A 25357-nucleotide genomic window follows, 5' to 3' on the forward strand; every position below is an offset into this window, starting at 1 on the left:
TATCGGCAAGTGGACAGCTCCCGCTACATTGGATCTAGATCTAGTCCCAATCAGCCGCGCAACGGAGAGTCTAATTCGTCTTATCCTTGCTTTTGTTTGTGTTTCGGGTTTTCACAAATCACCATGACTTTGCCATGGCGCTTAATGACCTTACACTTCTCACAAATTGTTTTCACAGAAGGCCTTACTTTCACTGTAATCCCCTCCCTTTGGTCCTTTACTTAAACCGATATACGATTCTTCCACGAGATAGGTCATAGGGAGAAAGCTCCACTGTGACCCGGTCTCCCGGAAGAATTCGGATAAAATTCATCCGGATTTTCCCAGAGACATGTGCTAAAACCTTGTGTCCATTGGAAAGTTCCACTAGAAACATGGCATTCGGCAATGGCTCTAAGACTTTTCCTTCTACTTCAATAACGTCTTCTTTTGACATGTTCAGCCCTCCTCCGGCACTCGTTTCGGGTTCATTAACTCCGAGTTAAAATCTCAGGGCCATTTTCTGTAATGGCTACTGTGTGTTCGAAATGGGCTGATGCTTTGCCGTCCTTCGTCACGACAGTCCAATGATCACTCAAGGTCTTTACTTCATACGTTCCCAAGTTGACCATTGGTTCGATAGCCAAAACCATCCCGATTTCGAGTCGTGGCCCTCGGCCTGGCTTACCGTAGTTTGGAATCTGCGGTTCTTCATGCATCGCCCGACCAATTCCATGTCCGACATAATCTCGAACAACGGATAAGCCATGGGCTTCGACATGGGACTGGATTGCATGAGAAACATCATAGAGGCGATTGCCTCTAATGGCTTGGGGAATCCCCTTCATTAAGGCTTCCTCGGTAACTCTCAGAAGCTTCTGATGTTCTTCAGAAATCTCTCCTACAGCTAGCGTAATCGCTGAATCTCCCACGTATCCGTCAAATGTCGCTCCACAGTCGATACTGATAATATCTCCAGATTGCAAAGTCCTTAAACCGGGAAAGCCATGGACTACTTCTTCATTCACAGAAGCACAGATTGCTGCTGGAAAACCGTTATACCCTTTGAAGGTCGGGATCGCTCCGCACTTTCGGATATACTCCTCTGCCAGGCGATCTAACTCCCCAGTCGTAATTCCCGGACGTACGGTTTCCCGCATCAGTTCGAGAGTATCGGCAACGATTTTCCCGGCATTTCTCATTCGCTTGATTTGAGCTGGATTTTTCAACTCAATCATGCGTTTTTCTCCAAGGCTTTAACGATGTCTTGCAATACCTTAGCGATTTCTTGGTCTCCGTTAATCTCACGAAGGAGTCCTTTTTCCCGATAGTACTCAATCAAAGGTTGAGTCTGATCGTTATAGACCTGCAATCGGTTTTTCGCGGTTTCCAAGGTATCATCACTTCTTTGGTAGAGTTCTCCGCCGCACTTATCACAGACATTCGCTGTCGTGGGTGGATTAAACACCATATGGTAGGTTGCTCCACATTGCCGGCAAATCCGACGTCCAGTCAAGCGCTCAAGAAGCTTCTCTTCATCGACTTCGATGTTAAGTACTCCATCCAATGTCATCTGGAGTTCGACTAATATCTTATCCAGAGCATCTGCTTGAGCAACTGTCCGTGGAAAGCCATCCAGTAAAAATCCTTTGCTACAATCAGGTTCGGCTAATCGCTCAGCAACGATCCCGATGGTTACCTCGTCAGGGACGAGTGAACCTGCATCCATAAACTCTTTTGCTTTAATCCCTAAGGCTGTCCCCGCTTTAATAGCAGCACGGAACATATCCCCGGTAGAAATATGAGGAATCTGATACCTCGTAATCAAATCGGAAGCTTGTGTTCCCTTTCCAGCCCCAGGTGGTCCCATAAGGATTGCTCTCAAAGGTTCCGCCTCCTTACTTCATAAACCCTTGGTAGTGCCGTTGCATAAGCATGGACTCCAATTGTTTCATGGTCTCAAGCGCAACACTCACGACGATCAGAAGTGAGGTCCCACCCAAAGTGATGTTCTTAATTCCAGTAAGCCCAATAATTAAGCTAGGAAGTACTGCAATTAAGGCAAGGAAGGTTCCACCCGCTAGGGTAAGACGACTCAAAATCTTCGAAAGGTAATCCGCAGTTGCGCGGCCTGGACGTAAACCAGGGATAAATCCACCATACTTCTTCAAGTTATCCGCGACATCAACAGGGTTGAAAGACACGGCTGTGTAGAAATAGGTGAAGAAGAGAATCAGCACCGCATATGCGATAAGATAAGGAATCGAAAACAGCGTGCCGTTCATCGTAAACCACTTGTTGATAAACTGTGCATATCCTGAGGTCTGTGGCATCCAGGTCGCAATCGTTCCAGGAAAAGCGAGGAGCGAGATTGCGAAGATAATGGGAATAACCCCAGCCTGGTTAACTTTGAGAGGAATATGCGAGGTTTGACCACCATAAACACGTCGGCCGACCACCCGTTTGGCGTACTGCACTTGTACTCTGCGTTGGCCTTCTTGGATGAAGACAACACCGGCTATAATCGCAGCTCCGATAATCAGTAGTCCAATCACTGCAAGTGCACTGGTCTCTCCAACTTTGAGGAGATTCCAGATATACTTAAAGCCATCCGGTACCCGTGCGACAATTCCTGCGAAAATGATCAGCGAAATCCCGTTACCAATTCCCTTCTCGGTAATCCGTTCACCTAACCACATAAGGAAGGCCGTTCCAGCAGTCAGGATAAGGGCTACGAGGAGGTAGATGGCCCATTCCATGCCTGGGCTTGGAATCATGAGCGCACCCCGAATTCCGAACGTCATACCTATACCTTGGACAAAGCCAAGAATGACGGTTCCATAACGGGTGTACTGAGTGATCTTCTTCCGACCATAGTTCCCTTCCTTGGCTAAACGCTCAAGATAAGGGATGACAATCGTCAGGAGTTGAAGAATGATGGAAGCGGTAATGTAAGGGGTAATACTCAGTGCAAAGACCGAGAACCTTCTAAAGGAACCCCCAGAGAAGGTATCTAAGAAATCAAAAAGGCTACCCGATCCCAACATCTGTGAAAGGACATCATGATTGATGAAGGGAATCGGAATATGCGAACCGATACGAAAGATTAAGAACATGATCAAGGTGAACCCGATTTTTTTCCTGAGTTCCGCAACCTTCCAGGCATTTTTCAGGGAATCGACGATCATCTTATTCCACCTCGACTTTTCCGCCGGCAGCAACAATCTTTTCTGCCGCAGCCGGGCTGACTTTGTCAACTTTGACGGTCAGAGCTTTGGTTAGTTCTCCTGTTCCTAAAATCTTAACGCCATCTTTTACAGCTTTGATGAGACCCATATCAAAGAGGCTCTCATAGCTAACTGTCGCGCCGTTTTCGAAACGCTCCAAGTCACGTACGTTAAGAACAACATACTCTTTCTTGAAGATATTAGTGAAACCGCGCTTAGGCATCCGGCGGGCCAGAGGTTGTTGGCCGCCTTCAAATCCTGGACGGACACCACCGCCAGAACGGGCTTTTTGACCCTTATGACCTTTACCAGCGGTTTTACCAGTTCCAGAACCGATACCACGGCCCAGACGCTTTGGAGCGTGGGTCGCACCTTTGGCAGGCTTCAGTTCATGCAATTTCATGCTCGTCAACACCTCCTTCTATTCTGCGACGTTTTCCACCGCAACCAAGTGCGCACATTTGCGAATCATCCCTTGGATACTGGGTGTCTGATCATGAATTACACTAGATCCCATCTTCCCTAAGCCTAGAGATTTAAGGACTCTATGTTGATTCTCAGAATACCCAATAGGGCTTTTTACTAGTGTTACTTTAATTTTCACTGCCAACCCTCCTAACCCAGAATTTCTTCTACGGATTTACCGCGGAGTTTGGCAACCTCTTCCGCCCGCTTCAGAGATCTTAAGCCAGCCATCGTAGCATTAACCATATTATGCGGATTTGCGGATCCTAAGGACTTCGTCAGGATGTCGTGAACGCCTGCCACTTCAAGCACGGCACGAACGGCACCACCGGCAATAACACCGGTACCTTTTGCAGCGGGTTTCAAGAGAACGGATCCTGCTCCGAACTGTCCGAGAATTGGATGAGGAATTGTCGTGCCGATAAGCGGTACAGAAACCATGTTTTTCTTCGCATCTTCGATTCCTTTGCGAATAGCTTCTGGTACCTCTCCAGCTTTACCGAGTCCAGCTCCTACATTACCGTGTCCGTCTCCGACAACGACGAGTGCACTGAAGCTGAAACGACGTCCCCCTTTGACAACTTTCGCCACGCGGGCAATATGAACGACTTTTTCAGTCAACTCTGACTTACTCGCTTCGATTTTCGCCAATGATTTTCCCTCCTTTACCGTGTCTTAGAAGTTCAGTCCAGCTTCACGTGCTGCTTCAGCAACAGCTGCAATTCGACCATGATAAAGATTTCCACCGCGGTCAAATACCACATCGGAAACACCTTTTTCTACGGCTCGTTTTGCAACAAGTTCTCCAACTTTTTTTGCCCCTTCAATATTACCACTAGCAACGCCAGCAGCCTTGAAGTCAGCATCGAGAGAAGAAGCAGCTGCTAGAGTTACTCCGAGCTCATCATTGATCACTTGAGCGTAAATATGATTTAGGCTCCGGAACACAGACAGACGCGGACGCTCCGCGGTGCCGAATACGTTCTTCCGGACACGCTTATGCTTTTTCAAACGGATTTCTTTACGGTCAATGCGCGTAATCAAGGAAACTCACTCCTTTCATTTGTGCAAGAGTTTTTGCCCTTGCTTAAGTCTTACTTCTTAGCGCCTTTTTTACCGCCCGTTTTACCCACCTTACGGCGAATAACTTCACCCTCGTACTTGATTCCTTTGCCTTTATACGGCTCTGGTGGACGTTCTTTACGAACGACAGCCGCGAATGCTCCGACGAGTTCCTTATCCATACCCTTGATGAGGATTTTATTCTGAGCAGGAACTTCAATTTCTAAGCCTTCGTAAGGAATCAATTCAACGGGATGAGATTTACCAACGGACAAAACGAGTTTGTTTCCTTGTTTTGCAGCACGGTATCCAACCCCAACCATATCCAAGCCTTTGCTGAACCCTTTTGTTACTCCCTCGATCATATTAGCGAGAAGAGTACGGGTTAAGCCATGCAAGGAGCGGCTAAGAGGCTCATCGTCAGGACGAGTCACGATGACTTGTTGATTTTCAATCGCAATGTTGACTCGGGAATGCATTTCCCGCGTTAGAGAACCTTTTGGCCCTTTAACGGTTACAACATTGCCCTCTATATTGACGTCGACGCCATTAGGGATACTAATGGGCTGCTTGCCAATTCTGGACATTCTCTGCACCTCCGTAGTGTATGATTACCAAATGTAGCAGAGCACTTCTCCGCCAAGCCCTTCTTGACGAGCCCGTTTATCGGTCATTACGCCTTTTGAGGTGGAGATAATCGCCACACCCAGGCCTCCAAGAACCTTCGGCACTTCATCTTTTTTAGCGTAAACACGAAGTCCCGGACGGCTGATACGCTTCAGACCGGTAATAACGCGCTCACGATTCGGGCCATACTTCAGATAACAACGAAGTACGCCTTGTTTGTTATCAGAAATGTATTCAACATCTTTAATGAAACCCTCTTCTTTAAGGATTTCGGCAACTGCTTTCTTGACATTTGAAGCAGGTACCTCAACTTTATCATGATAAACCATGCCTGCATTACGAATGCGGGTCAAGAAATCTGCAATTGGATCTGACATTGCCACTAGAGTCTTCCCCCTTCCTTACTCCGTCTTACCAACTGGCCTTCTTGACTCCAGGTAGCTCGCCCTTATAGGCTAACTCCCGGAAGCAAATCCTGCATATTCCAAACTTACGGATGTATGCATGGGGACGGCCACAGAGTTTGCAACGGTTATGGTAACGAACAGCAAACTTTTGTTCGTTATTGTTTCGCACGATCATTGACTTTTTAGCCACGCTCTAGGACCCTCCTTTTTCTACTGGCGGAACGGCATTCCGAGCATTCCGAGTAATTCACGAGCTTCCTCATCCGTTTTCGCATTGGTTACGAAAACGACGTCCATTCCACGGAGCTTATCGATTTTATCATACTCGATTTCCGGGAAAATGAGTTGCTCTTTAACACCGAGCGTATAGTTACCACGTCCATCAAAGGACTTAGCGGATACTCCGTGGAAGTCACGGACACGTGGTAATGCAACGTTCATCAAACGGTCTACAAATTCATACATGCGCTCTCCACGTAAGGTAACCTTGGTTCCGATGGGCATACCTGCACGTAGTTTAAAAGCAGCGATAGACTTTTTCGCACGGGTTACAACCGGCTTTTGTCCTGAGATTTTCATCAAATCTCCTACTGCGGAATCGATTGATTTTGAATTTGAGATGGCTTCACCCACGCCCATATTGATAACGACTTTCTCGAGCTTGGGGATTTGCATCACATTTTTATAACCAAACTTCTGCTGTAATGCAGGAGCAATTTCTTTAGTGTACTTATCTCTTAGACGAGCCAACTAAGGTCCCTCCCTTCTCGATTAGTGTTTGTCGGGCAGGTTCACACCGCATTTTTTACAAACACGGACTTTTCCGGCCTCAGTTTCTTTCATGCTGACGCGAGTTACATTATTGCACTCTGTGCAGTATAGCATGACATTTGAGCTTGCGATTGGTGCTTCCTTCTCCAAAATTCCACCTTGTGGCAGACTTTGGGTTGGCTTGGTATGGCGCTTTACGATGTTAATCTTCTCCACAACCACACGGCCCTTTTTCGCGAACACTTCAAGGACTTTACCTTTTTTGCCGGCGTCCTTACCTGTGATCACCATGACCATATCGCCTTTTTTGACGTGTATCTTTTGCTTTACAGCAGCCACTTCGTTCACCTCCACTGGTATGGGGTCTTACTTAGATTACTTCCGGTGCGAGAGAGATAATCTTCATGAAATCTCTATCGCGTAATTCGCGGGCCACTGGTCCAAAGATACGGGTTCCGCGAGGACTCTTATCGTCCTTAATGATAACGGCAGCATTTTCGCTGAAGCGAATGTAGGTACCGTCTTTGCGCTTGATTTCTTTCCTTGTGCGAACTACAACCGCCTTTACGACGTCTCCCTTTTTAACAACGCCGCCTGGTGTTGCTTCTTTAACAGAAGCCACAATAATATCTCCAATCGATGCGTAACGGCGGAGCGAGCCACCGAGCACCCGGATGCACATCAGCTCTTTTGCTCCAGAATTGTCTCCCACTCTGAGCCTTGTTTGAACCTGGATCATCCTGTTGACCCCCTTCCGAATTCAAAGTGCACGCTCTTAGAGAACAACCGCCTTATTGGTGATCTCTACAACGCGCCAGCGTTTATCTTTACTAAGCGGACGAGTCTCCATGATGACAACGGTATCCCCAGTGCGGGCTTCGTTGTTCTCATCATGTGCTTTATACTTCTTGCTCTGTCTAATGGTTCTATTATAAAGCGGATGGCGCACAGTCATTTCTACTAAAACAACGACTGTCTTTTCCATCTTGTCGCTCACGACTTTACCCACTTTTACTTTGCGTTGGGCTCTTTCCATGTTAAAAAGCCTCCTTTCCAACCTTAAGCACGGTTAATTTTCAGTTCGCGCTCACGGAGAATGGTCTTGCCGCGGGCAATACCTTTCCGAACTTCACGGATTCTCGCTGGATTGTCGAGTTGTCCGGTCGCCAGTTGGAAACGCAAATTAAACAGTTCCGTCTTGAATTCATCGATATTCTTGAGGAGCTCTTCGTTGGTCATGTCACGGAATTCTTTAGTTTTCATTTGCGTCACCTCCCTCTAATTCTTCGCGGCGGACGATCTTACACTTAATTGGAAGCTTATGCATAGCTAGGCGCAATGCCTCACGTGCAACCTCTTCTGATATACCGGCCAGTTCAAACATGACACGACCGGGTTTTACGACGGCTACCCAGTATTCTGGAGCCCCTTTACCACTACCCATACGGGTTTCAGCCGGTTTCGCCGTAATCGGCTTATCCGGGAAAATCTTAATCCAAACCTGGCCACCCCGTTTGATATAACGGGTCATTGCGATACGCGCAGCCTCGATCTGGCGATTTGTAATCCATGCTGGCTCCAAGGCCACTAATCCGAACTCGCCGAAGGTAATTGTATTACCGCGAGTAGCTGTTCCGTGCATCCGTCCACGATGTTGTTTCCGATGCTTCACTCTGGATGGGACTAGCATTTATTTTCCTCCTTCCACCTGAGCGACCTTCTTGGCGGGAAGAACCTCTCCTTTGTAAATCCAGACTTTAACGCCAATTTTTCCATAGGTGGTATTTGCTTCTGCAAAACCATAATCGATATCAGCACGAATGGTGTGAAGGGGAACTTTTCCCTCGTTATACCACTCGGTCCGAGCAATTTCAGCTCCTGCTAGACGGCCACTGCAGGAAATCTTGATTCCTTGAGCGCCGACACGCATGCTGCGTTGTACAGTTTGTTTCATAGCACGACGGAAGGATACGCGCTTTTCAAGTTGTTGAGCAACACCCTCAGCAACGAGTTGAGCATCAAGCTCAGGCTTTTTCACTTCCACGATATTGACAGCGACTTGCTTGCCAGTCAAGTGCTCGAGTTGTTTGCGGAGATTTTCTACTTCTTGGCCACCGCGTCCGATAACGATTCCCGGCTTAGCCGCATAAACCGATACTTTTACACGATTTGCTGCACGTTCAATCTCTACTTTAGGTACACCTGCTTGGTGTAGCTTCTGTTTTACGAACTTACGAACCTTCAAATCCTCATGAAGGAGTTCCTTGTAGTTTTTATCTGCAAACCAGCGGCCTTCCCAGTCGCGAATAATCCCGACCCGGAAGCCTTTAGGATTTACCTTTTGACCCACGGTTTAAACCTCCTTCTTCTCTCCGACGACCACGGTGATATGGCTGGTCCGCTTGCGGATCTGATCAGCACGTCCCATGGCCCGGGGTTTAATGCGCTTTAAGGTCGGCCCTTGATCTACGAAGACTTCCTTGACGAACAGAGTGTCCGTATCCATCTCATAGTTGTGTTCTGCATTGGCAACTGCCGATTGAAGAACTTTCGTCACAGGCTCCGTAGCACCTTTCGGGGTGAATTGGAGAATTGCGAGAGCATCGCTTACTTTCTTACCGCGAATGAGGTCGACCACTTGGCGCACCTTACGAGGAGAGATTCGCACGTATCTTGCAATCGCTTTAGCTTGTTGCATTTTGTCAACTCCTCCTTTTTAACGTAGGCCGCTGGACTTTTCACTGCCAGCATGCCCCTTGTAGGCGCGGGTAGGTGCAAACTCACCAAGTTTGTGTCCTACCATATCTTCAGTAACATAGACGGGAACATGTTTCCGTCCATCATGAACCGCAATGGTATGTCCAACCATTTGCGGGAAAATTGTTGAACTTCTGGACCAAGTCTTTAGAACACGCTTGTCACCGGAGGCATTCATTCCTTCCACACGAGCAAGCAAACGCGCTTCTACGTAAGGCCCTTTTTTCAGAGATCTACTCATTGTTTGGCCTCCTTTCGATTACTTACTGCGCCGTTTCACAATGAAGCGGTTAGAAGGATTTTTCTTCTTACGGGTCTTCGCTCCAAGTGCCGGTTTACCCCAAGGAGTAACAGGATTACGACCGATTGGGTTACGACCCTCACCACCACCATGTGGATGGTCAACCGGGTTCATAACAGAACCACGAACTGTCGGACGAATTCCTAACCAGCGAGTACGACCGGCTTTACCGATGTTGATGTTCTCGTGATCAAGGTTACCGACCTGACCAATCGTTGCGCGGCAGTCAATGTGCACCATGCGCATTTCACCGGAAGGAAGTCTTAAGGTTGCATAAGAACCTTCTTTAGCCATAAGCTGAGCAGATCCACCAGCTGAGCGGACGAGTTGAGCTCCTTTGCCAGGCTTCATCTCAATGTTATGGAGCAGGGTACCAACGGGAATGTTCTTGACTGGAAGAGCATTTCCTACTTTGATATCAGATTCCGGTCCAGAAACAACGACTTGTCCTACTTTTAAGCCATTAGGAGCTAAGATATAAGCTTTGTGGCCATCCAAGTAATGAAGCAGCGCGATGTTCGCAGAACGGTTAGGATCGTATTCGATCGACGCAACTTTTGCAGGCACATTATCTTTGTTACGTTTGAAGTCAATCAAGCGATACTGGCGTTTATGGCCGCCACCTTGGTGACGTACACTGAGTCGACCGTAGTTATTACGACCGGCCTTCTTGGTCAAAGGTGCGAGCAAGGAACGCTCAGGTGTAGTTTTTGTAATCTCCTCAAACGTCGACACTGTCATATTGCGACGACTTGAAGTATAGGGTCTAAATGCTTTTACTGCCATTGGTTTACCTCCTTTGCTTCAAGCTTACAGACCTGCAAAGCCTTCAATGCGTTCTCCAGCTTTGAGCGTAACAATCGCTTTTTTACGGTCTGCCGTTTTACCAGAGTACTTTCCAACACGTTTCATTTTTCCATCCACGTTCATGGTCCGTACTTCAACGACTTTAACTTTAAACATTTTCTCAACTGCAGCTTTGATCTCAATCTTGTTTGCAGCTGTGTCAACCCAGAAGGAGTACTTGTTTTCCTCAACGAGTCCAACAGACTTCTCAGAAATCACAGGACGCTTGAGTACATCACGAGCATCGCGCATTACGCTAACACCTCCTCCGTTTTCGTTACCGCTGCTTTCGTCATCACAATGACGTCGTACTTTAAGATTTCGTAGACATTCAGTCCTTCGACAGCTGTCGCTTTAACGCCATCGATATTGCGAGCTGAGCGAGTTACTGTGTCACTAGCTTCATCGGTTACGATGAGTGCTTTCTTGTTGACGTTCAACGCTTTAAGCACTTTCACCATTTCACGAGTTTTTGCTTCGTTCAAGTTCAGATCTTCCAATACGATCAATTGTTGCTCGACTACCTTGGAAGAAAGGGCCGAACGCAAAGCCAAGCGACGAACCTTCTTAGGAAGGCTGAATCCATAATCGCGAGGTTTGGGTCCGAAGAGCACAGCACCACCTCTCCATAGAGGAGAACGGATACTACCTGCACGTGCACGACCCGTTCCTTTTTGACGCCAGGGTTTACGTCCGCCTCCGCGAACTTCACCACGGAGCAAGGTGGAATGTGTACCACGTCTTAGGCTTGCAAGTTGAGATACAACTGCAGAGTGCATTACATGGGTATTGGGTTCAATTCCGAATACATATTCATCCAGCTCGAGCTCTCCAACGGGAGAACCTTGCATGTTAACTACTTGAACCTTTGGCATTGCTTATTCCTCCTTTCTTACAAGTTACTTCGCCTTAACGGAAGGCTTAAGGATGAGCAATCCCTTTTTAGCGCCTGGTACGGCACCTTTAATGAGAAGCATATTCTTATCCGCATCCACCCGAACAACTTGAAGGTTTTGAACGGTTACACGCTCTCCACCCATCCGTCCTGGAAGTTTGCGGCCTTTAAAGACACGAGCCGGGCCTTTCGCGCCGAGGGAACCCGTGCGGCGGTGATACTTAGAACCATGCGCCATTGGTCCACGAGATGCGCCATGACGTTTGATCATACCTTGGAAGCCTTTACCCTTGGAGGTTCCTACAACGTCTGCTGCATCGCCTGCTGCGAAAACATCAGCTGCTTTTACCTCTTGACCGACTTCGTAAGCATCAACATTGTCCATGCGGAACTCACGAATCCAACGCATTGGCTTCACGGAAGCCTTTTGATAGTGACCCTTTTGCGGCTTGTTTGCCAATCTCTCAGGCAAAGCGCCAAATCCAATTTGAATTGCGTTGTAACCATCAGTTGCAACGGTCTTCTTTTGGACCACATAGCAGGGACCTACTTCGACCACAGTTACGGGAATCAGATGTCCGTTTTCCGTAAATACCTGGGTCATTCCGATTTTTTTACCCAAAATTCCTTTCGACACGAATGCCACCTCCTGAACACTTTGAAGTGCGCTAGATATTTCTCCAGAGCACGAGAGTGTCCCAAATTTGAATTTATTATTTTGTACGCTACGACCAAATGCACAACTCCACGCTTCCGGGCGTTTCGCGCAACAAACATGAATTAGTATATCATAAACTCTAAATGAACGCTAGCATTTTGGAGTGTCTGAATGTTTAATCTTTCAGACATTCCTACTTAACCAGCGTTTATTAGTTTTTATGACTGTATGAAGCCTTGAAAATGAGATTAGAGTTTAATTTCAATATCAACGCCAGAAGGTAAATCTAAACGCATCAAAGCATCTACCGTCTTAGAAGTCGGCTCGAGGATATCGATGAGACGCTTATGGGTACGCATTTCAAATTGCTCACGAGAATCTTTATTGACATGGGGAGAACGAAGAATGGTGAAGATGTTCTTCTCAGTCGGAAGGGGAATCGGGCCACTGACGCGTGCACCGGTTCTCTTCGCGGTTTCAACAATTTTCTCAGCAGATGAATCAAGGATTTTGTGATCAAATGCCTTCAGGCGGATACGAATCTTTTGACTGCTCATTTTTAAAAACCTCCTAATAATTTTCCCGTTGTACGGGTTATTTGGCGTAGAAATTCCCCGGTGGAAGCGGAGTTACTCCCCACGGCAACCTTCTATACCTATTTTCGAAAAGCAAAGCAATAAGCGCTAGGATAGGGCTAGCCTTCGCATCAGCCCGTCCGAATGGAGGTATTGGCCTCCGGCCTCGGACATCTGGCATCAGTTCGACTAGCCCCAGTCCTAAAATTCGCTCTATACCGAACTTACTTAATTACTTTTGCTACAACGCCAGCGCCTACGGTACGGCCACCTTCACGGATAGCGAAACGTAAGCCTTCTTCCATAGCGATTGGGGTGATGAGATCGCATTGGATCGTTACACGGTCGCCAGGCATAACCATTTCAGTACCTTCTGGAAGGGTAACTACACCAGTTACGTCAGTTGTACGGAAGTAGAACTGAGGGCGATAGTTGTTGAAGAATGGGGTATGACGGCCACCCTCTTCTTTGCTGAGGATAAAGACCTCACCAGTGAAGGAGGTGTGTGGCTTAATGCTACCGGTTTTAGCAAGTACTTGTCCGCGCTCGATATCCTTACGGTCAACACCACGGAGAAGAGCTCCGATGTTGTCTCCAGCTTGAGCTTGATCGAGAAGCTTACGGAACATTTCTACACCAGTAACAACAGATTTGCGAGGAGCTTCAGTCAATCCGACGATTTCTACTTCGTCGCCGACTTTAACGATACCACGCTCTACACGACCAGTAGCAACGGTACCACGACCAGTAATCGTGAATACATCCTCTACAGGCATGAGGAACGGCTTATCGGTAGCACGCTCAGGAGTTGGGACGTAGGAATCAACTGCATCCATGAGGTTCCAGATCTTACCGCACCATTCGCAATCGCGTTGTCCGCAACCACATTGGAGAGCTTTCAAGCCAGAACCAGGAACGATGGGGATATCGTCGCCAGGGAATTCATACTCGGTGAGGAGTTCACGAATTTCCATTTCAACGAGTTCCATAAGTTCCGGATCATCAACCATGTCAGCTTTGTTAAGCCATACAACAATGTAAGGAACACCTACTTGGCGAGCAAGAAGGATGTGCTCACGGGTTTGTGGCATCGGGCCATCAGCAGCAGATACTACGAGAATAGCTCCGTCCATCTGTGCAGCACCGGTGATCATGTTCTTAACATAGTCGGCGTGTCCTGGGCAGTCAACGTGAGCATAGTGACGAGCAGATGTCTCGTACTCAACGTGTGCAGTGGAAATTGTGATTCCACGCTCGCGCTCTTCAGGAGCTTTGTCGATTTGATCGAATGCTGTAGCTATTGCGCCACCAGCCTTGGAAAGAACAACGGTGATAGCAGCCGTTGTGGTGGTTTTACCATGGTCAACGTGACCGATGGTCCCTACGTTAACGTGGGGTTTTGTACGTTCATACTTTTGTTTTCCCATTTTAATTTTTCACTCCTTAAATAAATATTTAAATTAAGAAGCATAGCTAGCTTGAAAGCTAGTTTTGCAATCCGGAGGCCCTATCAAACAACCTAATCTGACCTCCGGTTTCTGACCTGGCCTTGATTATGCTCCTTGACGCTTAGCAATAATGCCTTCAGCAATATTCTTAGGAACATCCTCATAATGGTCAAACATCATGACATAGGTTCCACGTCCTTGAGTACGGGAACGAAGGTCTGTTGCATAACCAAACATTTCGGAAAGTGGTACGAAGCCACGAATAACTTCAGCACCTGAACGGGCTTCCATTCCTTCAATCCGTCCACGACGGGAGTTAATATCCCCGATAACATCACCCATATACTCTTCTGGAACCGTAACTTCTACTTTCATCACCGGTTCGAGAATTGAAGGATCTGCTTTAGCAGCACCGGATTTGAAAGCCATCGAACCTGCAATCTTAAATGCCATTTCGGAGGAGTCTACATCATGGTAGGATCCGTCAAAGACGGTAGCACGAATATCCAATACGGGATACCCAGCTAAGATACCATTTTGCATGGCTTCTTCGATACCAGCACCGATCGGGTTGATATATTCCTTAGGAATAACACCACCCACGACCTTATTAACAAATTCGAAGCCACTACCCGGTTCGAGGGGTTCGAGTTCAATCCAGCAGTGTCCATATTGTCCACGTCCACCGGATTGACGTACAAACTTACCTTCAGCTTTAACCGTGCGGCGGATGGTTTCCTTATAAGCAACTTGAGGACGTCCGACATTGCAGTCGACTTTAAATTCGCGTTGCAGACGATCGACAATAATTTCGAGATGGAGCTCGCCCATCCCAGCAATAATTGTTTGTCCAGTTTCCTGGTCAGTCCGCATCTTGAAGGTTGGATCCTCTTCTGCTAAACGAGCTAAGGCTGTACCCATCTTCTCCTGGTCTTGTTTCGTCTTGGGCTCAATGGCTACATCGATAACTGGATCAGGGAATACCATGGATTCGAGGATAATAGGGGCTTTCTCATCACAGAGTGTATCCCCCGTTGTCGTGTCTTTCAGCCCAACCGCTGCTGCGATATCTCCGGCACGAACCTCTGGAATTTCTTCACGGTGGTTCGCATGCATCTGGAGAATACGACCAATACGTTCACGCTTTCCTTTGGTTGAGTTGTAGACATAGGATCCTGAACCTAAGGTTCCAGAATATACCCGGAAAAATGCCAATTTACCCACATAAGGGTCAGCCATGATCTTAAAGGCCAAGGCGGAGAAAGGAATCACATCGCTCGATTCGCGATGATCTTCTTCACCAGTCTCCGGATGCACACCTTTAATAGCAGGTACATCAATCGGGGATGGCATATAATCGACAACCGCATCCAAGAGCGGTTGAACCCCTTTGTTCTTGAACGAAGATCCGCAGAGCACTGGAACAAATTTATTAGCAATTGTTCCAAGTCGAATTCCATCATGGATTTCTTGCTCTGTTAGTTCTTCACCTTCGAGATATTTCATCGTGAGTTCTTCGCTCATTTCAGCAACATGATCTATGAGGTTCTCACGATATTTATTGGCTACTTCGACTAAGTCTCCGGGGATATCGGACGTTTCACTGGTGGTGCCTAGATCGTCTGTATAGACCATCGCAGTCATCTTCACCAGGTCGATCATTCCCTTAAAGTTCTCTTCTGCTCCAATCGGTATTTGAATCGGTACTGGATTAGCACCTAACCGATCAGAAATCATAGAACAAGCACGGAAGAAATCGGCACCCATGCGGTCCATTTTGTTGATATAGGCAATACGGGGTACTCCGTATTTATCCGCCTGCCGCCATACTGTTTCGGATTGAGGCTCTACGCCGGAGACAGAATCAAATACTGCCACAGTGCCATCAAGTACACGCAAAGAGCGCTCTACTTCTACTGTGAAGTCCACGTGCCCTGGTGTATCGATAATGTTAATACGATGGTCTTTCCATTGACAGGTCGTTGCTGCAGAAGTGATCGTGATTCCACGCTCCTGCTCCTGAACCATCCAGTCCATGGTCGCTGCACCGTCATGAACTTCCCCGATCTTATGCACACGTCCCGTGTAGAATAAAATACGCTCGGTCGTGGTCGTTTTACCTGCATCAATATGAGCCATGATGCCGATATTCCGGGTTTTCTCTAATGGAAATTGTCTTGCCACTGATAATCCCCCTTTCTGTCGTAATATTCCTTAAGCAGCATGACTAGAAGTTCGAAAACTCCGAGTCATCCTACCAACGGAAATGTGCGAACGCTTTATTAGCATCAGCCATTTTATGAGTGTCTTCTTTTTTCTTAATGGATCCACCCGTATTATTCGAAGCATCGAGAAGTTCGCCAGCGATCTTCTCTTCCATAGTCTTTTCACTCCGTTTACGAGCGTAGCCCACGAGCCAACGCAAACCTAAAGTTTGACGGCGCTCTGTGCGAACCTCGATCGGTACTTGGTAGTTTGCACCACCAACACGGCGTGCCTTAACTTCGAGTACTGGCATAACATTCTTGAGTGCAGTTTCGAATACCTCGATCGGATCCTTGCCGCTTTTCTCGCGAATGATTTCGAACGCATTATAGCAAATGGCTTCTGCAGTTCCTTTTTTACCGTCTAACATGATTTGGTTAATAAACTTCGTCAGTGTACGGTTCTTATAAATCGGATCTGGCAGAACCTCACGTTTAGCGATATATCCCTTACGTGGCAAATTATTTCCCCCCTTTACACTTTCATTCCGAATCTCACCAACAACCTATCAAATCGAATTACTTCGCTTTCTTAGGTCGTTTTGCACCATATTTAGAGCGGGCTTGCATCCGCTTTTGAACACCTTGAGTATCGAGCGCACCACGAATGATATGGTAACGAACACCTGGTAAGTCTTTAACACGGCCACCACGAACAAGTACAACACTGTGCTCTTGCAGATTGTGCCCGATACCAGGAATATAAGAAGTTACCTCAATACCATTAGTTAAGCGCACACGGGCAACTTTACGAAGAGCAGAGTTCGGCTTCTTCGGAGTTGTCGTGTAAACCCTCGTACATACACCACGCTTTTGCGGGGATCCTCCAGAGGGATACTGCTTACGTTTTAAAGAGTTTAAGCCCCATTGCATTGCAGGAGCTGTTGATTTCTTGGCCAATTGGGTACGTCCTTGACGAATCAACTGATTAATCGTCGGCATAACTACACCTCCTTCCTAAGCGAGAACAATATCAAAGGAATTGCTTGCTGCAGCATCTAGCAAGCAATTCCTAAAACTAACGTGAAAGACTCGAAGTTCCTTGTCTACTCTGCGAGAAGCGCAGCGACTGCCGCCCCAACTTCGATACCGCATGCTTTCCCTAGTTCGGTCATTGTCGGAATCTCGAGGAGTTCAATCCCCTGATTACGACATTGTTCCACAATGGGACGTAAGACATGCATTTCAGCATCCTGGGCGACGTAGACTCGGAGCACACTCCCTTTTTCGAGGGCCCGTTGTGTTTGCTTGACTCCAACGGTTTTGTGTTTGGATTTTTTTAAGGTTTCATCAAGCATGAGAATGCTTTCCTCCTTAGATTGAGGCGGATTTATACATATTTTTCCTAATACGCATAAATCACACTATAGTATTTTATCATCAGGAATTTCAGGTGTCAAGATTTTGAGTTTCGTCCGCATCCAAAACCTTTATATTACGGTATCTAGACATTCCTGTGCCTGCTGGGATTAGTTTTCCGATAATTACATTCTCTTTTAAGCCGAGTAGCGGATCGACTTTTCCTTTGATTGCAGCTTCCGTGAGGACCCTCGTGGTTTCCTGGAAGGAAGCAGCGGAAAGGAAGGAGTCTGTAGCTAGCGAAGCTTTCGTGATTCCGAGAAGTACCGGTCGAGCTACTGCGGGTTCACCACCTGCTGCGATGACCTTCGTATTCTCCTCTTCAAAGTCAAAGACATCGATCAATCCGCCAGGTAGGAGGCTGGTATCTCCGGCTTCTTCAACTTTAACTTTGCGAAGCATTTGACGAACCATAACCTCAATGTGTTTATCATTGATATCAACACCCTGGAGGCGATAAACGCGTTGAACTTCTCCTAAGAGATAGACTTGAACTCCACGGATTCCTTTTACCTTCAGCATATCATGTGGATTGATACTACCTTCAGTCAGCTCATCCCCTGCTTCAACGCGTGTCCCTTCTCGGACTTTTAACCTTGAACCATAAGGAATGGTGTAAGACTGGCGCTCATCATTATCGCTAACGATTTCCACTTCACGCCGTCCTTTGACTTCACGGATTGAAGCTACTCCATCATTCTCTGAGATAATCGCCTGACCTTTTGGTTTACGAGCTTCGAAGAGTTCCTCAACCCTCGGCAAACCTTGAGTGATATCGTCTCCCGCGACACCTCCGGTATGGAAAGTACGCATGGTCAGCTGGGTTCCTGGCTCACCGATCGACTGTGCGGCGATAATTCCTACAGCCTCACCCATCTCTACATAACGGCCGGTTGCAAGATTTCGCCCATAGCACTTCCGGCATACGCCATAACGGGTTTTACAGGTAAGAACCGAACGAATCGCGACTTGATCGTATACTTCAGCGATGGCTTTGGCCTGGTCTTCAGTAATTTCCTTATCCGCCGTTGCGAGGATCTCCCCAGTCTCAGGATGTTTGATATCTTCCATGAGGAAACGTCCAACAAGACGCTCTTCAAGCTTCTCGATAACTTCTGGACCATCCTTAACATCGTCTACGATGATTCCCTGGGTCGTACCGCAATCTTCTTCACGGACGATGACATCCTGGGAAACGTCAACCAAACGACGGGTTAGATATCCGGAGTCAGCTGTACGAAGTGCCGTATCAGCCAAGCCTTTCCGTGCACCGTGAGAGGAAATAAAGTACTCCAAAACGGTTAGACCTTCACGGAAGTTTGCCTTAATCGGCAACTCAATCGTTCTACCCGATGGATCGGCCATGAGTCCGCGCATTCCTGCAAGCTGACGAAGCTGTTGAATGTTACCGCGGGCTCCGGAGGTTGCCATCATGTAGACTGGATTGAATTTATCCAACGTATCCATCAGGGCCTTGGTTACGGTCTCAGTTGCTCTGGTCCAGATTTCAATAACCTTGCCATAACGCTCTTCATCCGTAATCAGACCACGACGGTACTGTTGTTCTGTCTTTGTGACCTGAGCATCCGCATCACCGAGAATCTGCCTTTTCTCTTCAGGAACAGTAATATCAGCCAAACCGACTGTCATTCCTGCACGAGTGGAAAACTTAAAGCCTAAGCTCTTGATTCCGTCAAGCAAATCAGCCGTTGCTTTATACCCACAGACTCGGTAACTCTTAGCAACAATGTTGTTCAAGGTCTTCTTGTTTGCAACTTCGTTGAAATATCCCACTCCCTCAGGAATGACCGAGTTAAAGATCAAACGACCCACTGTGGTTTCAAGCAGTTCCCCATTCTCTTGACGCACTTTAATCTTTGCTTGAAGATTGACTGCTTTCGTGTCGTAGGCAAGTACCGCTTCATCCATATCCTTGAAGACTTTTCCTTCACCAAGCGCACCAGGACGATCCATGGTCAGATAATACGAACCGAGGACCATGTCTTGGGTCGGGGAAGCAACCGGCCGGCCATCTTTTGGGTTCAAGATGTTGTGAGCTGAAAGCATCAACAATCTAGCCTCAGATTGAGCCTCTGCCGAAAGAGGTACGTGTACTGCCATTTGGTCTCCGTCGAAGTCGGCGTTATACGCTGTACACACGAGCGGATGAATCTGCAAAGCACGACCCTCAACAAGGATGGGTTCGAAAGCCTGAATTCCCAAACGGTGAAGAGTTGGGGCACGGTTGAGAAGGACTGGATGTTCTGAGATAACTTCCTCGAGAACGTCCCAAACCTCTGGACGCACACGTTCCACCATGCGTTTCGCGCTTTTAATATTGTGGGCATGTCCTTCATTCACAAGTTTCTTCATGACAAAGGGCTTGAAGAGTTCTAGGGCCATCTCCTTGGGTAAGCCGCATTGATGTAATTTCAAGTTCGGTCCAACCACGATAACCGAACGACCGGAATAGTCGACACGTTTTCCCAGCAAGTTCTGGCGGAAACGTCCTTGCTTACCTTTAAGCATATCACTCAAGGATTTCAAAGGGCGATTTCCAGGGCCTGTAACCGGGCGGCCTCGACGACCATTGTCGATCAATGCATCTACTGCTTCCTGAAGCATCCGTTTCTCATTACGTACGATTATGTCCGGCGCTCCTAGGTCAAGCAGACGTTTCAGACGATTATTCCGGTTGATTACCCGGCGATAAAGGTCATTTAAGTCAGAAGTAGCAAAACGTCCTCCATCTAACTGCACCATTGGACGCAGTTCAGGTGGAATAACCGGTACAACATCCATGATCATCCAATCAGGACGATTTCCGGATTCCTTAAAGGCTTCAACGACTTCCAGTCGACGAATCGCCCGAATCTTACGTTGACCTGATACTTCTTTGAGTTCTGTTCTCAATTCATCATTGAGTTTGTCTAAGTCCATCTCTTCGAGAAGCTCTTTGATCGCCTCAGCACCCATACTGGCACTGAAACGGTTGCCATACTTCTCACGGTACTCCCGATACTCGGTTTCTGTAAGAAGCTGCTTCTTCATTAAGGAGGTATCCCCTGAATCGGTCACGATGTAGGAAACGAAATAAAGAACCTTCTCCAAAGAACGGGGCGACATATCTAAGAGAAGCCCCATTCTACTTGGAATTCCTTTAAAGTACCAGATATGGGAGACCGGAGCAGCCAATTCAATATGGCCCATCCGCTCACGACGAACTTTCGAACGCGTAACTTCTACTCCACAACGGTCACAAACAATTCCTTTATAGCGAACACGTTTGTACTTTCCACAATGGCACTCCCAGTCACGGGTAGGTCCAAAAATCTTTTCACAGAATAACCCTTCACGCTCAGGTTTTAGGGTTCGATAGTTAATGGTTTCCGGCTTTTTTACTTCTCCATGTGACCATTCACGGATCATACTAGGAGAAGCTAGGCCAATACGCATCCGGTCAAAGTTGTTGACGTCTAGCACGGTTCTCTCTCCTTTCACCCGAGTCTATTCCAGCTCATCCTCAAAGTCATCAAGGACTTCATCCTCTTCAGGGCTTTCCCCATCTAAGAAGTCGTCTTCCTCGGTGTTTTCAATCAATTCCTGAGAAACCGGAGTTGGAAGATCTTCGTGTAAATCAATTCCAAGTTCCTTTGCTGTCTCCGTAACATCTTCATCGACCTCACGGATTTCTATCTCTTTGTCATCCTCAGAAAGGACACGGACATCCAAGCATAAGCTTTGCAGCTCTTTAATTAGAACTTTAAAGGATTCGGGAACACCCGGTTCAGGAATATTCTCGCCTTTGACAATCGCCTCGTAAGTCTTCACACGTCCTACGACATCATCCGACTTAACGGTTAAGATCTCTTGTAGAGTATAAGCTGCACCATAGGCCTCAAGTGCCCAAACCTCCATCTCTCCAAACCGCTGGCCTCCGAACTGAGCTTTACCTCCCAAAGGCTGTTGGGTAACAAGAGAGTATGGTCCAGTCGAACGAGCATGAATTTTGTCATCGACAAGATGGTGGAGTTTTAAGAAGTACATATACCCGACAGTAATTTTATTATCAAAGGGATCACCTGTCCGACCGTCATAAAGGACGGTTTTTCCATCCTCGGAAAGGCCTGCTTTTTTAAGCGTTTCAAAAACATCATTCTCGCTAGCACCGTCAAAAACAGGAGTTGCGATCCGTATTCCAAGCGCTTTGGCTGCCCTTCCTAAGTGAGTCTCCATGACCTGTCCGATATTCATCCGAGATGGAACGCCTAGAGGATTCAAAACGATCTCTACAGGAGTACCATCTGGTAAGAAGGGCATATCTTCCTGCTTCATGATACGGGAGATAACCCCTTTATTTCCATGGCGTCCAGCCATTTTGTCCCCGACGGAAATTTTACGTTTCTGAGCAATGTAGACACGAACAAGTTGGTTCACGCCAGGAGCAAGTTCATCCCCGTTTTCGCGGGTGAAGACTTTGACATCGACAATCTTTCCTGCCTCACCATGCGGGACACGAAGGGACGTATCACGAACTTCGCGGGCCTTCTCTCCAAAAATAGCTCGGAGTAAGCGCTCTTCAGCAGTGAGCTCTGTTTCTCCTTTAGGAGTAACCTTACCGACGAGAATGTCTCCAGGTCTAACTTCAGCACCCACTCGAATAATCCCACGCTCATCGAGATCCTTTAAGACGTCTTCCCCGACATTCGGGATGTCACGAGTAATCTCCTCAGGTCCAAGCTTGGTATCCCGAGCATCAGCCTCGTACTCTTCAATATGGATTGAAGTATAATAGTCTTCTTTGACAAGTTTCTCGCTGATGAGAATAGCATCCTCGTAGTTATATCCTTCCCAGGTCATAAACGCGATCAGCACATTACGGCCTAAGGCAAGTTCACCATGGTCTGTGGATGGGCCATCAGCAACAATCTGACCGGCCTCAACACGTTCACCCTTTAGAACAATTGGACGTTGGTTGATACATGTCCCTTGGTTAGAACGGAGGTACTTCAGCAACTTGTGCTTTTCCAGGGTTCCATCATCATGACGGATGATAATTTGATCAGCTGTAGATCGTTCTACAGTTCCTTCACGTTGAGCCAAGACACAGACTCCGGAGTCCTTAGCTGCCTTATACTCCATTCCTGTTCCAACATAGGGAGAATCAGTCCTAAGAAGGGGCACTGCTTGACGCTGCATGTTCGCACCCATCAAGGCACGGTTGGCATCGTCATGCTCAAGGAAAGGAATCAACGCTGTCGCTATAGAAACCATCTGTTTTGGGGAAACGTCCATATAACCGATTCGTTCGGGAGGAACAAGTACGAAATCCGGACCATGCCGTCCCTCGATCTTCTCCTCAATAAATAGTCCATCTTCTGTTAGCGGGGCATTGGCCTGAGCAACAATATGCTTCTCTTCCTCATCGGCTGTAAGGTAGTCGATTTGGTCCGTTACTCGTCCATCGACGACTTTCCGATAAGGTGCTTCAATGAAGCCATAAGGGTTAATTCGTCCATAGGTGCTCAAGGAACCAATCAAACCGATGTTTGGACCCTCAGGGGTCTCAATCGGGCACATCCGTCCATAGTGAGAGGCATGAACGTCACGTACTTCAAAGCCTGCACGCTCACGGCTTAATCCACCAGGTCCCAATGCACTAAGACGCCGTTTATGGGTAAGCTCTGCTAGAGGATTCGTTTGATCCATAAACTGCGAAAGCTGACTGCTTCCAAAGAATTCTTTGATCGCGGCTACAACCGGACGGATATTAATTAAGACTTGGGGCGTAATAACATCCACATCTTGAATTGTCATCCGTTCACGTACGACACGTTCCATACGGGATAGTCCGATTCTAAATTGATTCTGCAAGAGTTCTCCGACAGAACGCAAACGTCGATTTCCAAGATGGTCAATATCATCCTTATGCCCTTCCCCATTCATGAGGTCAAGCATCTTGCTCAAGGAAGCAATAATATCTTCTCTCGTAAGATGATGGACTTCATCGGAAATCCCAACGCCCAATTTTTTGTTTAATTTATAACGTCCAACCTTGGCAAGGTCATAACGTTTAGCGTCAAAGAATAAAGCTTCTAACAGGGAGCGTGCACTATCTACGGTCGGTGGTTCTCCTGGACGTAACCGTTTGTAGATTTCTACAAGGGCCTCTTCTGTAGACTCTGTGTTGTCCCGCTCTAAAGTAAGCCGGATATGCTCATTATCCTTAAAGAGTTCTGCTATCTGTCCATTCGTAGCATAACCAAGTGCCCTTATGAGCACCGTTGCCGGAAGCTTACGGGTCCGATCGACACGGACAAAAAGATTGTCGTTGAGATCGCTCTCGAATTCCAACCAAGCACCCCGATTCGGGATGACGGTAGCACCGTAAAGTTTCTTCCCACTTGGATCGATGCTTTCGGCATAATAGACTCCAGGCGAACGAACGAGCTGACTAACAATAACACGCTCAGCTCCATTAATAATGAAGGTTCCTTTTACAGTCATCAAGGGGAAATCTCCCATGAAGACCTCTTGTTCCTTGACCTCACCTGTCTCTTTATTAATGAGGCGAACCTTGACTCGTAGCGGTGCCGCATACGTTACGTCGCGCTCCTTGCACTCTTCTACATCGTATTTGGGTTCACCTAAGCTATAATCGATAAATTCCAATACGAGGTTGCCTGTGAAATCTTGAATTGGAGAAATGTCACGGAACATTTCCCGTAACCCCTCATCAAGAAACCACTGATAGGAGTTTTGTTGAATTTCAATTAGATTTGGCATGTCGAGAACTTCCCGGATTCTGGAATAACTCCAGCGTTCCCGCGTCCCAACCTTAACAGGATAGAACATGTACGCTTCACCCCTCAAGTGTGATGTCCTCGCCCGAGGATAATATTGTTACATAAACAGCCAAAAGCAAGGCCTCTTTTGCAAAACCTCGCTTCTCTGTTTATGGAGATCCCTCTTTCGTGATACAATTGATCAAATGATAATCTCCTCATTGCAAGTCTTAATATGCTCTTCCTCTTCTGGGATAGTCTGGATAATAAGAGCATTTTATGTACAGTAACAATTACTAAGGATACCAAGTTTATCTGGTATTGTCAAGGAGAACTATTACTTTATAGAAAATTCTTTCCAACATTTTTTTAACATTATAATTACAGCCGCTAAAGCGAAAGGTGCTCCCCGACTTGGGAAGCACCTTTCATTCGTATCGTTAAACTTATTTAACTTCTACAGTTGCGCCAGCTTCAGCAAGTTTAGCTTTGACTGCTTCTGCATCGTCTTTGCTAACTTTCTCTTTAACAGCTTTAGGAGCGTTGTCAACGAGGTCTTTAGCTTCTTTCAGACCAAGGCCAGTTACTTCACGAACAACTTTGATAACGTTGATTTTGGAAGCGCCAGCGTTTGTAAGGATAACATCGAATTCGGTTTGTTCTTCTACTACTGCAGCAGCAGCAGCAGGAGCAGCAGCTACAGCTACAGGAGCAGCAGCACTAACACCAAATTCTTCTTCGAAAGCTTTTACGAGCTCAGCAAGCTCGAGAACGGTTAAGCCTTTTACGGCTTCGAGAATTTCAGCAGTTTTAGACATTGAAATTTCCTCCCTTAATATCACTAAAAAATATTTTTGAATTCACTCGATTCCATCGGGTACTCATTATGCAATCCGCACTATCGTACCTCGTGTGTCGAACTTCAAACCTT

Annotated in this window: 34 protein-coding genes; all 34 read right to left on the reverse strand. The window is 47.0% G+C overall.

Features of this window, described 5'->3' with window-relative positions:
• Positions 1-80: 80 nt before the first annotated feature.
• The 34 genes from rpmJ to rplL all read right to left on the reverse strand — a co-directional run bounded on the left by rpmJ (position 81) and on the right by rplL (position 25244).
• Positions 81-194, reverse strand: coding sequence for a 50S ribosomal protein L36 (rpmJ, locus tag ACZ42W_RS21220; RefSeq protein WP_464167248.1), 114 nt, complete (start codon positions 192-194; stop codon positions 81-83).
• A gap of 23 nt (positions 195-217) precedes the next feature.
• Positions 218-436, reverse strand: a complete 219-nt coding sequence (gene infA / locus ACZ42W_RS21225) for a translation initiation factor IF-1 (protein WP_005810121.1) — start codon at positions 434-436, stop codon at positions 218-220.
• Between the two features lie 34 nt (positions 437-470).
• Positions 471-1217: a type I methionyl aminopeptidase gene (gene map, locus ACZ42W_RS21230; RefSeq protein WP_464167249.1), complete on the reverse strand. Its 747-nt coding sequence runs from the start codon at positions 1215-1217 to the stop codon at positions 471-473.
• The gene (locus ACZ42W_RS21235) at positions 1214-1864 is read right to left on the reverse strand and encodes an adenylate kinase (protein ID WP_464167250.1); all 651 of its coding nucleotides are present in this window, start codon (positions 1862-1864) and stop codon (positions 1214-1216) included. The genes map and ACZ42W_RS21235 overlap by 4 nt, the downstream gene beginning before the upstream one ends.
• Positions 1865-1877: 13 nt before the next feature.
• On the reverse strand, positions 1878-3167 hold the full coding sequence (secY, locus tag ACZ42W_RS21240; RefSeq protein WP_464167251.1) for a preprotein translocase subunit SecY: 1290 nt from the start codon (positions 3165-3167) through the stop codon (positions 1878-1880).
• A gap of 1 nt (position 3168) precedes the next feature.
• Complete coding sequence (gene rplO / locus ACZ42W_RS21245) at positions 3169-3609, reverse strand: 50S ribosomal protein L15 (protein ID WP_464167252.1); 441 nt, start codon at positions 3607-3609, stop codon at positions 3169-3171.
• An 18-nt stretch (positions 3610-3627) separates the two neighbouring features.
• A complete protein-coding gene (gene rpmD, locus ACZ42W_RS21250; protein WP_464167253.1) occupies positions 3628-3810 on the reverse strand; it encodes a 50S ribosomal protein L30 in 183 nt (60 codons plus the stop codon).
• Positions 3811-3821: 11 nt separating this feature from the next.
• The gene (rpsE, locus tag ACZ42W_RS21255; RefSeq protein WP_464167254.1) at positions 3822-4322 is read right to left on the reverse strand and encodes a 30S ribosomal protein S5; all 501 of its coding nucleotides are present in this window, start codon (positions 4320-4322) and stop codon (positions 3822-3824) included.
• A gap of 24 nt (positions 4323-4346) precedes the next feature.
• Positions 4347-4715 carry a 50S ribosomal protein L18 gene (rplR, locus tag ACZ42W_RS21260; RefSeq protein ID WP_464167255.1) on the reverse strand — a complete coding sequence of 123 codons (369 nt, stop codon included), beginning with the start codon at positions 4713-4715 and terminating at the stop codon, positions 4347-4349.
• A gap of 50 nt (positions 4716-4765) precedes the next feature.
• Positions 4766-5320: a 50S ribosomal protein L6 gene (rplF, locus tag ACZ42W_RS21265; RefSeq protein ID WP_464167256.1), complete on the reverse strand. Its 555-nt coding sequence runs from the start codon at positions 5318-5320 to the stop codon at positions 4766-4768.
• A 24-nt stretch (positions 5321-5344) separates the two neighbouring features.
• Positions 5345-5743: a 30S ribosomal protein S8 gene (gene rpsH / locus ACZ42W_RS21270; protein ID WP_464167257.1), complete on the reverse strand. Its 399-nt coding sequence runs from the start codon at positions 5741-5743 to the stop codon at positions 5345-5347.
• A 28-nt stretch (positions 5744-5771) separates the two neighbouring features.
• A complete protein-coding gene (locus ACZ42W_RS21275) occupies positions 5772-5957 on the reverse strand; it encodes a type Z 30S ribosomal protein S14 (protein ID WP_464167258.1) in 186 nt (61 codons plus the stop codon).
• 20 nt (positions 5958-5977) lie between these two features.
• Positions 5978-6517, reverse strand: a complete 540-nt coding sequence (gene rplE, locus ACZ42W_RS21280) for a 50S ribosomal protein L5 (protein WP_464167259.1) — start codon at positions 6515-6517, stop codon at positions 5978-5980.
• A 21-nt stretch (positions 6518-6538) separates the two neighbouring features.
• Positions 6539-6877: a 50S ribosomal protein L24 gene (rplX, locus tag ACZ42W_RS21285; RefSeq protein WP_464167260.1), complete on the reverse strand. Its 339-nt coding sequence runs from the start codon at positions 6875-6877 to the stop codon at positions 6539-6541.
• Between the two features lie 31 nt (positions 6878-6908).
• Positions 6909-7277 carry a 50S ribosomal protein L14 gene (gene rplN / locus ACZ42W_RS21290; protein WP_464167261.1) on the reverse strand — a complete coding sequence of 123 codons (369 nt, stop codon included), beginning with the start codon at positions 7275-7277 and terminating at the stop codon, positions 6909-6911.
• Positions 7278-7313: 36 nt separating this feature from the next.
• Complete coding sequence (rpsQ, locus tag ACZ42W_RS21295; protein ID WP_464167262.1) at positions 7314-7574, reverse strand: 30S ribosomal protein S17; 261 nt, start codon at positions 7572-7574, stop codon at positions 7314-7316.
• A gap of 23 nt (positions 7575-7597) precedes the next feature.
• Positions 7598-7801 (reverse strand): 50S ribosomal protein L29, encoded by a 204-nt coding sequence (rpmC, locus tag ACZ42W_RS21300; protein ID WP_464167263.1) that lies wholly within the window; start codon positions 7799-7801, stop codon positions 7598-7600.
• On the reverse strand, positions 7791-8228 hold the full coding sequence (rplP, locus tag ACZ42W_RS21305) for a 50S ribosomal protein L16 (protein WP_464167264.1): 438 nt from the start codon (positions 8226-8228) through the stop codon (positions 7791-7793). The genes rpmC and rplP overlap by 11 nt, the downstream gene beginning before the upstream one ends.
• Complete coding sequence (gene rpsC, locus ACZ42W_RS21310; RefSeq protein ID WP_464167265.1) at positions 8229-8888, reverse strand: 30S ribosomal protein S3; 660 nt, start codon at positions 8886-8888, stop codon at positions 8229-8231.
• 3 nt (positions 8889-8891) lie between these two features.
• Positions 8892-9236, reverse strand: coding sequence for a 50S ribosomal protein L22 (rplV, locus tag ACZ42W_RS21315; protein ID WP_464167266.1), 345 nt, complete (start codon positions 9234-9236; stop codon positions 8892-8894).
• Between the two features lie 18 nt (positions 9237-9254).
• Entirely contained in the window at positions 9255-9536 is a 282-nt protein-coding gene (gene rpsS, locus ACZ42W_RS21320; RefSeq protein ID WP_464167267.1) for a 30S ribosomal protein S19, read from the reverse strand.
• 18 nt (positions 9537-9554) lie between these two features.
• On the reverse strand, positions 9555-10382 hold the full coding sequence (gene rplB, locus ACZ42W_RS21325; protein ID WP_464167268.1) for a 50S ribosomal protein L2: 828 nt from the start codon (positions 10380-10382) through the stop codon (positions 9555-9557).
• Between the two features lie 24 nt (positions 10383-10406).
• A complete protein-coding gene (gene rplW / locus ACZ42W_RS21330) occupies positions 10407-10694 on the reverse strand; it encodes a 50S ribosomal protein L23 (RefSeq protein WP_464167269.1) in 288 nt (95 codons plus the stop codon).
• Positions 10694-11317, reverse strand: coding sequence for a 50S ribosomal protein L4 (gene rplD, locus ACZ42W_RS21335; RefSeq protein ID WP_464167270.1), 624 nt, complete (start codon positions 11315-11317; stop codon positions 10694-10696). Before rplD ends, rplW begins: the two co-directional genes overlap by 1 nt.
• A gap of 24 nt (positions 11318-11341) precedes the next feature.
• Positions 11342-11974 carry a 50S ribosomal protein L3 gene (gene rplC, locus ACZ42W_RS21340; protein WP_464167271.1) on the reverse strand — a complete coding sequence of 211 codons (633 nt, stop codon included), beginning with the start codon at positions 11972-11974 and terminating at the stop codon, positions 11342-11344.
• Positions 11975-12243: 269 nt separating this feature from the next.
• The gene (gene rpsJ, locus ACZ42W_RS21345; RefSeq protein WP_464167272.1) at positions 12244-12552 is read right to left on the reverse strand and encodes a 30S ribosomal protein S10; all 309 of its coding nucleotides are present in this window, start codon (positions 12550-12552) and stop codon (positions 12244-12246) included.
• A gap of 242 nt (positions 12553-12794) precedes the next feature.
• On the reverse strand, positions 12795-13997 hold the full coding sequence (gene tuf / locus ACZ42W_RS21350) for an elongation factor Tu (RefSeq protein WP_464167273.1): 1203 nt from the start codon (positions 13995-13997) through the stop codon (positions 12795-12797).
• Between the two features lie 126 nt (positions 13998-14123).
• The gene (gene fusA, locus ACZ42W_RS21355) at positions 14124-16202 is read right to left on the reverse strand and encodes an elongation factor G (protein WP_464167274.1); all 2079 of its coding nucleotides are present in this window, start codon (positions 16200-16202) and stop codon (positions 14124-14126) included.
• A gap of 70 nt (positions 16203-16272) precedes the next feature.
• Positions 16273-16743: a 30S ribosomal protein S7 gene (gene rpsG / locus ACZ42W_RS21360; RefSeq protein WP_464167275.1), complete on the reverse strand. Its 471-nt coding sequence runs from the start codon at positions 16741-16743 to the stop codon at positions 16273-16275.
• A gap of 58 nt (positions 16744-16801) precedes the next feature.
• Complete coding sequence (gene rpsL, locus ACZ42W_RS21365) at positions 16802-17224, reverse strand: 30S ribosomal protein S12 (RefSeq protein ID WP_464167276.1); 423 nt, start codon at positions 17222-17224, stop codon at positions 16802-16804.
• A gap of 104 nt (positions 17225-17328) precedes the next feature.
• On the reverse strand, positions 17329-17580 hold the full coding sequence (locus tag ACZ42W_RS21370) for a L7Ae/L30e/S12e/Gadd45 family ribosomal protein (protein WP_464167277.1): 252 nt from the start codon (positions 17578-17580) through the stop codon (positions 17329-17331).
• Positions 17581-17671: 91 nt separating this feature from the next.
• Positions 17672-21124, reverse strand: a complete 3453-nt coding sequence (gene rpoC, locus ACZ42W_RS21375) for a DNA-directed RNA polymerase subunit beta' (protein WP_464167278.1) — start codon at positions 21122-21124, stop codon at positions 17672-17674.
• Between the two features lie 24 nt (positions 21125-21148).
• Complete coding sequence (rpoB, locus tag ACZ42W_RS21380) at positions 21149-24496, reverse strand: DNA-directed RNA polymerase subunit beta (RefSeq protein WP_464167279.1); 3348 nt, start codon at positions 24494-24496, stop codon at positions 21149-21151.
• A 376-nt stretch (positions 24497-24872) separates the two neighbouring features.
• Entirely contained in the window at positions 24873-25244 is a 372-nt protein-coding gene (gene rplL / locus ACZ42W_RS21385) for a 50S ribosomal protein L7/L12 (RefSeq protein ID WP_464167280.1), read from the reverse strand.
• Between the last annotated feature and the right edge of the window lie 113 nt (positions 25245-25357).

It is taken from the genome of Desulfitobacterium elongatum, from assembly GCF_055378975.1.